Genomic DNA, 11,425 nt, shown 5'->3' with positions numbered 1-11,425 from the left:
GGTTGCCCGATAGATAGGGGGTAGGCACGGGGGCACTACCCCTACAAATGTATCTGAATCATTTAGGATTGCTATAGTCACGATCAACTTACTTCAACTGCCCCCAGTGTTTTGAGCGTCGCAATAGTCGCCTCAGTTAAACCTTTAACACCTGCAATATTCATTCCTTCATAAGGTTTGGGAACAGGCAAGGTTTTGCTACACTCACCCGTTACTGCATCCCAAAGCTTAATCGTCTCATCTTGGCTGGCACTGGCTAGAATTCGACCATCTGGACTAAAAGCAACCGACCACACCCAATTGTCGTGTCCCCGCAGAACTTGCAAGCACTCATTCGTGCTAACATCCCACACTCGTACAGTTTGGTCATGACCGCCACTCGCCAAGTGTGTAGCATCAGGACTGAACATTACAGATGACACAATACCGTCATGTCCCTCTAGGGTGGTCAGACATTCTCCTGTATTGATATCCCAAAATTTGATGGTACTGTCACTACTGCTGCTTGCCAGGATATTACCGTCAGGACTAAAGGCAACAGACCAAACCCAACCGCTATGTCCGGTAAAAGTTTTCCAAACTTCCCCTGTACTGATATTCCATAACTTCACCGTATTATCAGCAGTGGCAGAAGCGAGGATATGACCTGAAAAACTAAACGCAACTGCCAACACCCAGCCCTCTGGTTCGGCGCAAGTATAAAGACAGTGCCCTGTCCTGATATCCCATAGTTTTATAATCTGGTCGCCACTGAAACTAGCCAACGTCTTACCGTCGGGACTGATGGCGACTCCCCAAACCCAAGCTGAATGACCCTGTAAACTTTTTAGGCACTGTCCAGTCGTAGCATCCCATAACCTGACAGTAGTGTCATAGAATCCACTTGCAAGCAAGTGTCCATCGGGACTGAAAGCAATGGATTTCAACCGATTAGTCTGTCCATCCTGTAAGCTTTTAAGACATTTTCCTGTTTTAGCATTCCATAATCTGACGGCGCGATCGCTACTGGCTAAGCTGTGACCGTCTGGTGAAAAAACTACCGATGTCACTGGATTGCTTTGCCCGTAAAGTGTTTTCAGACATTGACCTGTTTTAACATCCCACAGTTTTAGCGTGCGGTCTTCACCAGTGCTAGCTAAAGTTTTGCCATCTGGATGAAACGCGACGGCTGAAACCCGACTGGTGTGTGCTTGCAGTGTTTTTAGGCACTGACCGGATGCAACTTCCCACAATCTCACGCTGCGGTCTTCGCTGCAACTTGCTAAAATCTGGCCGTCAGGACTAAAGGCAACAGACACCACTATTTGTGAATGCCCAGAGCAAATCCTCAAGACTTCACCCGTGTTAATATCCCAGAGGTCGATCGCAGAATCATCACCACGGGCTACCGTTTTACCATCTGGACTGAAAGCCACCGATCGAATTTGACTGCTGTCACTCTCAAACATTTTCAGGCATTCTCCCGTCTCTACATCCCACAGTTTGAGCGTTCCGTCATCACCGCCACTAGCTAAAATCTTACCTTGAGGACTGAATGCGATCGATAGCGCCTGACTTTGGTGTGCTGGCAAAGTTAGCAAGCATCGTCCATTACTCCAATCCCAAAAACGCACAGTTCCATCACCGATGCTACTAGCAAGCATCTTGCCATCAGGACTGAAAGCAACTCCCAGCACAGTGCTAGTATTTCCCTGCAATATTTGACGGATAGACCAACTGCTAACATCCCAGCAACGAATCGTCCCGTTACTACCGCCAGTAGCAAGAGTTTTCCCATCCGGACTAAAAGCAGCGGATAACACGATGCTGCCGTCTTCTTTGCTAGTTCTCAGCAGCCTAGCTTCTGGCATTTGCCACAAGTGAATCTCACTATTCGTATCGCCCATTGCTAAAAGTTTTCCATCCGGGCTAAAAGCGACTGACAAACCACTGCCCAAAACTTCGGCGAAAACGGAATTAGCTAAATTAGAACCCGCCAAGTTGACCTGATGCAAATTCGTATCGGGTAAATAAGCTTGCCAAACGGTCAAATTAGAAAAATCCCAACCGCTTAAATCTGGCTGCATCTGACGCAATAGATTTATAATATTACCCGCAGCATAGCCAGTTTCTAGTGTTGGTTTACCGCGCAGTGATGCCAGAATGGGTTTGACTTGGTTTTCGAGAAGTTGCTGGCATTCAAAACTAAAAAGCAGTCGATCGGCAATAGGTTTAAGGATAAGACGAGCTTGCGTATCTCTAAGGTATTCTTTAGCTGTAGCTTTGAGAAGAGCATGGCTTCTGAGAAGGTCAATTTCGCTGCTGGTTATCTCAGTGCAGACTTTTTCGATTAATCGTTCCGTCATGTATTCCATGACGACGGGTTGTTGAGTGTAGCCGTCTGAGGTTTTTTCGATGAGAGAACGTCTAACGAGAGAACCTAAAACTTCTAGTAATTCTTTGACAGTTAATTTGGAAACTAAATCTTGTTCTAACTCTCTCAGCGAGACTGGCTCCCGCTCGATGGCCAGCCAGTACATCACCTTTTTTTCTATATCTGATAAACGATTGAATTGTCGGTCTAATAGGTTCCGAATATCATCAAATACTAAAGTTCCTTGATTTAAAAGTTCTAAAAATCTGGTCAGGCTACTCTCAAAAAAATCATGGATGGCTGGAGCCACCATTTTTAAGGCTAACGGATTTCCAGCATAGTGGGATATCAAAATATCCCATTCGGAGTCTGACCCTTGAAAAAAAGCAATAGCTTGGACAATTTCCTGTGCTTCTGGGGTTGTTAAACCTGTCAGTTGTAATGAACGAACTGGCAAATTTTTACCTTCTTTAGCTGCTAAACCGATCGGTTTTTCTCGACTGGTTAGTAGCAGGGTACTTTTATGGTTGATTTCGGCTACGCAGCGCAGAAGTTGACCGTATCCTTCATATCCCTGTCGATAACAACCCGTGCGTTCTTCTTCCTGTAGAATTGACTCGATATTATCCAATATTAAAAGACACCGATGCTGTCGCAGATAGTGCATCAGGCGCGAGATTCCAGCATCTAAGGTGTCTGGTAAATTCGTTTCCTTTTGGTTCGAGAGAAATTGAATCAATTCTACCAATAAGTCAAGTATTAATGGAGCATTGCGGAGACTGTGCCAAATAATATAATCAAATTGTTCTTGGATGCGTTCTGCTATCTTGATAGAGAGAGAGGTTTTGCCAATTCCACCCATCCCCAACAGAGTCACTAGGCGGCAGCGATCGCCGATTAGCCACTGTTCTAATAAAGCTAATTCCTCTGCACGTCCGTAGAAAATAGAAACATCAATTGCCTCTCCCCAATTAATAGTTTTGTTGAGTTTGGTTACATCAGTTGTAAGTCGATCGGCGATCGTACCACTGCGATCGACTTGTTCGTTGATATTGTGACTAATTTGGGTATTTGGTAGTGCGACCGTTACTTGTGCCTGTTGCGCTTTCCGTCGCATAACTGACTGAACATTACTCTTAGTGACTTTTTCTCCGAATAGCCGACTGAGAATTTGCCATAACTGAAAGCCAACAAACTTAATATATTCGGCATCATAACCCGCGCTTTTGGCGATCTGTGGATAAGAGTGTCCTTCCCAAGTCTGCCGCAATACCAGTATGTGAATATCGTTGAGATGCTCTTGTTTTAGAACTGAGTCGAGGAAAAGCAGTGCTTCGTCGATCGTCATTTATTTAAAATTATCCGGTTTGTTAGCGAAAAAGGGGTGCTTCCTGCTTGACGGCACACGCAATTAAGCAATTATACTCAAGATAATAGCATATTTTGCGCGCAAGTTATAACTATTTATAACTTTTTCTCACTGACGTAGCTGTCGCAACCGAGTTATTACTGAATCAAGGTAAAGTTAACCAGTGAATTGCAATATTAAGAGGGAAGGACATTCGTTATGAAAACTAAGTCAACCATTTTAGCTAGCGTTGGTTTATTAATTTCTGTATTGCCGTTCTTTGCCGTTCCAAATAAGGCATTAGCAGGGTGTGGTTTTTTTGATGTTACTTGCAATCCCGCCAATTGGGATGACCCAGTGAAAACTATCCGCGATAATGTTGAAGGTGCGACATTTTTCTCCTTCAACGTACGCGTTACAAACAAAAGTGATAGACAAATTTACGTAAGAGCAAGGTGGTATGTAAATAAACCAAGCCAACATTGTTCAGATACAGATGGGTCCGGCTTTGAGTGTGGTGGTCCTGAGTGGGACGCGGGCAATTGGAAACTGGAAGCAGGGGAGGAAGCACTGATCGTTAATAATGCACATGGGCGTTATATCTACCTTAGTGCAACATCAGTAGATGGAGAACAGAAATGGAATGAAAAAAAAGTTGATATGGGAGCGATCTATACCAATTTCTACTATACGTTCAATCCATAGTTGTCTGTAGCGTTTCTCATAAAAATGAGGTACAATGTCAAATAAAAAATTATCGCTAACTCTTGCTGTAAGTATTTTGGTTTTATCACCTTTTGGTCTTCTCGTGAGACAACCGGAAGTTCTGGCTGACTGTCCTCCATTTGTACCAGACGCTTTATGCCCAAGTAATGAGCCAATTCCCGGTCAACGACTTCCTCCGGCTCCTCCGGTTCAAAGGGGATTAACTATCTGTAATAAGACAAGTGTAGGCAATGTCTATGTTGCCATTGCACTTAATTACAGGGGATCTTTTGGCAGCGATGGTGAAGGCGCACAGCAACATATAGAGTCGCATGGATGGTGGAAGATAGAGCCTGGTGCTTGCACAAAGGTATACCAAAAGGATGCACAGAGAGTCACAGGATATTACGCCAATGGTGGAGATTCTGTTTGGAGGGGTTCAGGTTCAGATCGAAGTTATTGTATTAATCCATCAGTCGAATTCGAGTTTAAGGATTCCCAGGCGTATAGGGAAGAAAAATGTCAGGAAAATGGTGGACAAATGGTAATTTTTAAACCCGTGCGTCCTAGCCGCCAAGCATATACTTTCAATTTAACAAACTGAACAAAAGAGCGCATCAGCGTCTACTTTCAAAGGTTTTCGGCCTACTGAATTGGGTTTTGTTTTAAACACAGGAAGATTAAAGCTATGCAAACTAAATGCCTTGTTTACAGAATTGCTCTCACCACTACTTCATTAGTAGCAATTTTAACCAGCTCCTTGACTTTTCCATCGGCTAAAGTGGAAGCACGTCCGTGTGGCACCGATGAGTTATCAAAAATAGGCTGTTTTCTAGACCCAACTAACCCTCTTGAGAATAATGGTACAGGACAAAGTAGTGACTATACGTCTTACTACCATATCTACATCCAAAATAAAACTAACCGCCCAATCTGGGTTGCCGTGCATTTTAGAAAAGATGGTTATAAACGGGTGGGAACACAGTATGAATATGATAAATGGATAACAGACGGGTACTGGAAATTAAACCCCGGTCAAAAAACTCTTATCCTAGATGACGAAGAGCGTATATCTAACAGAATCATTTACTTTCATGCCCATGACGATCAAGGAAAGTCTTGGGGTAGTAGTGAGAAAGTCTTTGATATACGTGGCGAGAATCAGCCATTCTTTGAAGCCAATATGGGAAATGAAATAGGAACTTATACTCAGAGTTTTACGGCTAATTAATCTTAGCGTAGTTCACTTTATAGCTGCAAATCTTGTACGACTTGGGAGCGCGATCGATGTTAAAAATTAGTTGGGCAGTTTTGAAATGGTCTACATCTATAATTGTTGGCTCGACATTTTGGGGTTTAAATCTATTGTGTCCTTCGACTGCAAGCGCTTGGTTTGATGTGTGTAATAAGTCAGGCGATAAAGCTTCTGTTGCCTTTGCCTATCTGGAAATAGATGCAGCCGAAACAGATATTTTTGGCAACACTCCGCCAAGACGTTCTAGAGGCTGGACTACTGAAGGATGGTGGAATTTAACTTCTGGTGAATGCGCCAGAGTCTATCCCCATGAGCTTAACAAAAGGAACGGCATTTACTATGTATACGCAGAAGCTGGAGATGGAGGAGAATGGAGCGGTGAAAATAGGTTTTGCACAATCAACGAATCTTTTACATTAGCTAGAGCCGACAAACAATGTGAAGGAATAGGTAGAGTATGGAAGAACTTTATCAAAGTCGATACGGGTAATGCCAGGAACTATACTTACAATTTAGGAGATTAAATTTAAACGTATGAAATACCATTTTTGGACTCGAAATTAGGGGCGATCGCTTTTTGATTATCTGGAATAGTAGAGATCGATCGCTCCTTATAATCCAATCTACTGCTCTCACAAATGATACAGGCGATCGCCCTTGTTTTAGTAAGGATGGCGAAGTGCGATCGCAGATACATGGAAATACTTACAGGGAAAACGCGAACAGTATGAATTTATTACTAGATAGCACTACCGTTACTCAAAGTTTAGATCGATCTCTACAAAAAACTCAGAGCTTGCTCGCCGCTTTAGGAACAGATGCTGATTTCACTGCCAAGATGACCCTAGCTTTTGGTAACAATTTTGATACTGATGTTACCAAAAGTTTAGCTTTAGATTGGGCAAATGGAGACTTTGAAAAACTTCCCTTGATAGAGATTCGCTCTTCAGCAGAAATTAATGGAGCCAAGGGAGCTTTTGCTGGAGCAAATAACACAATTTATCTATCGCGAGAGTTTCTTGATGAAAATTCCAATAATATTGATGCGATCGCCAATGTTATTTTAGAAGAAATCGGTCACTCAATAGACTGGCAATTGAATAACTCAGATACCCCTGGAGATGAAGGGGCAATTTTCTCAGCATTAGTGCGTGGAGAAACATTGAACTCTCAACAGCGACAACTGCTTTTAGCTGAGGATGATTCAGCTACCCTTACCTTAGATGGACAAGTTCTTCAGATTGAACAAGCAACAATTTACACGGGAGAAAATCTGGGAGACATTATTACAGGTTTCGATGCTCTTCTAGATACCCTTCAAGCTGCTGTCAATAACCGAGTATACGGGAACAAATTGCCACTTTTAGGAGATAAACTGAAGAATTCCGCTGAAAGTGGCGTACAGTTTATCAGCAATTTTGAAGATGATGTTCTCAATAAACTGCACGAAAAACTCGATACAGCAGTAACTAAAACACCCGAGCTAATCAAACAAGCTCTAGCAGAAGCTTTGGGGCCCAGTGGGTTAAAGTTGCTTCCCGACTTGAATAATGATGGTCAAGTTGATGCCCAAGAAATTGACCAGGCGATTAGCTTTGTGGAAACAACCGACGATGTTAAGTTTAACTTAAGGCTCAAAAAAGAACAGGCGGCTAACTCATTCTCTACAGCCTTGGATGCTGGGATTGGATTACCAGCTTTGAAATTGGATATCAATGGCAAGGCCAAAATCGGTCTTGGCTATGATTTGAATCTAGATTTTGGTGTCAATAAGACTAAAGGCTTTTACTTCGATACATCAACCACTAACGAACTTAAAATTAATTTCAATGCTTCTCTTCCCAATTTAGAGGCCACTGGCAAACTGGGATTTCTTCAACTCAATGTCAAAGATAAAGGCACCCAATTTAACGGCGATTTTACAGTTGATTTAAAGGACTCAGATAATCAACTTTTCTTTTCGGAACTGCCATCAGTTAATTTGGCAAATCTCGTTGATGCCAAACTTAATGGCTCTGCCAATATCAATCTGAATGCTGCCACCAGTTTTCAAGAGTCTGCCGTACTGCCATCGCTTAGTACGGACATCAATATTGGCTGGGGATTTAATAGCAGCAATGCCGATCCAGACAATCCTAGCAGTTTTGGCGATGTACCCAGTATTGCGTTCAATAACGTACAGATGGATATGGGTACATTCTTCAGCGACTTTGCGAAACCTATTTTGGGAAAGATTAAGCAGGTTACAGATCCAATTCAACCTGTTATCAAAGTGCTGGAAGAACCGCTACCGGGGTTCTCTGATGTCAGAGCTATCAAAGCTGCCTTAGATAAAGATAAGGATGGTAATGTTACGCTCTTGGATATCATCGAAACTATCGGGCCAGCTATAGATCCAGATTTCAATTTGGATTACATAGATGCCGTCCGCGAAATCGCTGATTTGAGTGAAAAACTAGACAAATTTTCAAGTAGCACTGACAAGCTGATTGTTGACCTTGGCAGCTTTAATTTAGGCGGCACGGATATTCGATCAGTCCCCGACCTTAACAAGGTATCGCCAAGTTTAAGTCAGGGAATTCCCGACATCAAATCGCAGCTAGAAAGTAAAGGAGCAACAGAAGCCACAACCTTTGTCAGCAGTTTTGAAAGCTCAAAGGCAGGTCAACTCCAATTTCCACTCTTAAACGATTCAACGAATGCGTTTAAGCTGCTGCTGGGGCAAACGGCAGATTTGTTTACATACGATATGCCGGAGCTGAAATTCAAGTTGGGATACAGTCAGTTTTACCCCATCATTTATATTTTGGGAGCTCGTTTCAGCTTTGACCTTAGTGCCAACATCGATTTAGCTTTTGGCTTTGATACAGAAGGGCTAAAGCAGTTCGCAGATAGTGGCAAAACTGCTGATATTTTCAACGGATTTTTTGTGAACGATCTCCGCACTAACCCCGACGGAACGACTGAAGATGTTCCAGAAGTTAGTCTGACTGGAGGGATTGGAGGCTCTGGCGAACTCAATGCAGTATTAGCTAGTGCTGGTGTAGAAGCAAGCATTCGCACCCAAGTTGACTTTGATCTGGACGATACTCTGCACAATAAAGATGGCAAGGTTCGGGTTAACAAAATTTTGGAGAAAATCAAAGAAGATCCGCTGTGTTTGTTTGAGACTAAGGGTGAAGTTACTGCTGGGTTGTACGCTTACTATAAGTTTTTAGGAGGTCGTGAAGAAATCGGTCTGGCCAAAACTCCGCCACTAATCAGCTTTGATTCCAAGTGCGATGATAAAACAGGTTTGAAGCTGGCGGAAGATGTTGGCGGTGGCGTGCTGCGGCTGAATATGGGGCAAAATGCAGTTGCTAGAATTAGGGGCGATCTCAACGATGGAAATGAGATATTCACCGTTTCGCCAGATCCAAATTCAGGCGGGGTTGTTTACATATCAGCATTCGAGAGCAGGCAGAAGCACAATGTCAGCAGCAAGATTGTTGGCAACGGCGGTGCTGGCAACGATTTAATTAATATTCAGGCTGGCGTCCAAACTCCGGCAGACCTTTCAGGCGAGGTTGGTGACGATAAGCTGTACTATCGGGGGACTGGCTCGGCAACACTCCACGGCGGTGAGGGGAATGACCAGTTGGTCGGTGGTGCAGGCAGCGATGAGCTTTTTGGTGAGGGCGGCGACGATAATTTGAAAGGTGGCGATAACAGCGATCGCCTCTTTGGAGATGATGGAAGCGATCGCCTTTCTGGGGAAGCGGGTGATGACAAACTTTTGGCTGGTTCTGGGGACGATTACCTTGCGGGAGGAGCCGGAGCCGATACTCTTGATGGTGGAGAGGGTATTGATGCTGTCTCCTATATCTCCTCCGGTGAAGCAGTATCCGTCGATCTGACAGCGGGTAAAAGTTCCGGCGCAGACGCAGCCGGTGATGTATTGCTCTCCATTGAAAAACTAACTGGCTCAGAATTTGGGGATACGCTGTCAGGTAGCACCCAGAATGACTCCATAGATGGTGGTGGAGGCAACGATGCCATCAACGGTGGAGACGGAAATGACACGCTCACCCCCGGTTTAGGGGACGACACGATCGATGGGGGAGGGGGAACTGACCAGTTAGTTTTGGACTATTCCGCTTTACCCACCCGTGCCGTCGCATGGAGAGACATTGACCCAACAGATCCCTCTTCATGGGATGTCTTTGTAGGAAACGCTTATGGTGTAGGAACACCCCTCACAGTTGATATTGGCAACAGCACTACTCACTATGACGTTGCTCTATCAACCGACGGCACGACAGTAGCGTGGACAGATGAAAAGGGACTGTGGGTTAAAAAGGTCGGTAATTCAAATCCACCTTTCAGAATCAATACTGTTACTAATCCGAACTTTCATGGCTCCTCTCTATCAGCCGATGGCAGCAAGGTAGCTTGGATAGATTACAGGAGTCAGGAAGCTGACCTCTTTGTTGCCAACACTGATGGCACTGGCATCACAAAAATTACCACATTTGAACTAGGTGCTGTAGCTACAGGTCACGGTAAAATTTCCCTCTCAGGCGATGGGAAGAAAGTAGCTTGGAGTGGGGTGGTTAGAGTGGGGGAGTCTGTTTTAGAGGAAGAAATTTTTGTTGCCAATACTGACGGTACTGGAATTAAACAAATTACCGATGACTCTGCTACATCTAGTTTCTTCGCGGAACTTTATGATGCTTTTCCATCCCTTTCAGCAGATGGCTCAAAGATAGTTTGGCAACGTTCTCCCAGAACAGGAAACGCAGTAATCTTTGTTGCCAACACAGATGGCACCGGTATAAAGAAACTGTCCGACGATACCTATGGCGAAAACAAATTCTCAGAATCTGCTTTCCATCCATCTATGTCAGGAGATGGTAGCAAGGTGGCTTGGTCTAGCGCGGCGTATGTAGCTGACTCACCAAATGTACTTGCCATGATTCGGACTGGTAACACTGATGGCTCTGGGGTCGTTATGGTTGCCGGCAGCGAAAATGCTAATTCCGCTCTGTCTCTTGCCGCTGACGGTGCCAAAGTAGCTTTTGTCAAAGATACAGACATCACCGATGGAAAAGGAAGTTATGGTCTTTTTGTAGGGAATGCTGATGGAACCGGGATTCCCACACTCATTGATATTGGCAACCCTGCAGGAGGTGATAGCACCTGGGATTTTGGCGGTTCCGTTGGCGATCGCCCTTCACTGTCAACCTATGTCAACGTTGGTATTCGCTACCCAAAATTCGACCCAATAACAGGCAGTGGAGAAATCCAGACATGGGGGCCAAGCCAACTGCATTTCAGCAATATCAAGCAATTCAAGATTATCGGGACTCCCTATGGAGATGAAATCTATGGCGGTGCCTTGGAAGACACGCTGACAGGCGGTGGCGGTGCTGATACCATCAAAGCTGGCTTAGGGAATGATACTTACCAGTTAGACGACCAAAAAGCTGCTGGCAGTCAAATCCAAGATGCAGGTGGCACGGATATTCTTAACCTTCCAGGCGTAACTATCTCTTTATCAGCTCCCTCTGCTGGTTCTATTGGTATCGAACGAGACGGCACAACGCTGCTGGTAGACCTCAACAAAGATGGGGTTGCTAATGCTGCTAATGACCTAGCTATTTTAGACTTTTTCGCTGAGTCGGTTTCTGGTGCTGGCTTAATTGAAACTGTGGCGAATCTCTCCGGGAGTGACATCCTCAATTATTTGAGCAGCACGCTAACGCCAACACCAACACCAGAGCCA

At 44.3% G+C, this 11,425-nt stretch carries 5 protein-coding genes and 1 pseudogene; 5 read left to right on the top strand and 1 reads right to left on the bottom strand.

Going from position 1 to position 11,425, the window contains the following annotated elements:
* Positions 1-83 precede the first annotated feature (83 nt).
* A complete protein-coding gene (locus tag QUB35_RS30835) occupies positions 84-3,701 on the bottom strand; it encodes a WD40 domain-containing protein (protein WP_333145431.1) in 3,618 nt (1,205 codons plus the stop codon).
* A gap of 219 nt (positions 3,702-3,920) precedes the next feature.
* On the opposite strand from QUB35_RS30835, the gene QUB35_RS30830 reads away from it, so the two are divergent.
* The 5 genes and pseudogenes from QUB35_RS30830 to QUB35_RS30810 form a co-directional block, all read left to right on the top strand.
* The gene (locus QUB35_RS30830) at positions 3,921-4,406 is read left to right on the top strand and encodes a hypothetical protein (protein ID WP_333145430.1); all 486 of its coding nucleotides are present in this window, start codon (positions 3,921-3,923) and stop codon (positions 4,404-4,406) included.
* Positions 4,407-4,440: 34 nt separating this feature from the next.
* Complete coding sequence (locus tag QUB35_RS30825; RefSeq protein WP_333145429.1) at positions 4,441-5,010, top strand: DUF1036 domain-containing protein; 570 nt, start codon at positions 4,441-4,443, stop codon at positions 5,008-5,010.
* Positions 5,011-5,094: 84 nt separating this feature from the next.
* Positions 5,095-5,637 carry a hypothetical protein gene (locus QUB35_RS30820; protein ID WP_333145428.1) on the top strand — a complete coding sequence of 181 codons (543 nt, stop codon included), beginning with the start codon at positions 5,095-5,097 and terminating at the stop codon, positions 5,635-5,637.
* Positions 5,638-5,669: 32 nt separating this feature from the next.
* A complete protein-coding gene (locus QUB35_RS30815; protein ID WP_333145427.1) occupies positions 5,670-6,185 on the top strand; it encodes a DUF1036 domain-containing protein in 516 nt (171 codons plus the stop codon).
* Positions 6,186-6,388: 203 nt separating this feature from the next.
* Positions 6,389-11,425: pseudogene (locus tag QUB35_RS30810) on the top strand (hypothetical protein); the annotation flags it as partial.

It is taken from the genome of Microcoleus sp. B13-B6, from assembly GCF_036705405.1.
Lineage (GTDB): Bacteria > Cyanobacteriota > Cyanobacteriia > Cyanobacteriales > Microcoleaceae > Microcoleus.
The sequence above is the reverse complement of the archived record's forward strand: the minus strand, read 5'-3'. Positions and strand labels throughout refer to the sequence as shown.

Bases quoted from the DNA above. Each gene is read 5' to 3' on its own strand.
- QUB35_RS30835 (WP_333145431.1), bottom strand. From the start codon at position 3,701: ATGACGATCGACGAAGCACTGCTTTTCCTCGACTCAGTTCTAAAACAA.
- QUB35_RS30830 (WP_333145430.1), top strand. From the start codon at position 3,921: ATGAAAACTAAGTCAACCATTTTAGCTAGCGTTGGTTTATTAATTTCT.
- QUB35_RS30825 (WP_333145429.1), top strand. From the start codon at position 4,441: ATGTCAAATAAAAAATTATCGCTAACTCTTGCTGTAAGTATTTTGGTT.
- QUB35_RS30820 (WP_333145428.1), top strand. From the start codon at position 5,095: ATGCAAACTAAATGCCTTGTTTACAGAATTGCTCTCACCACTACTTCA.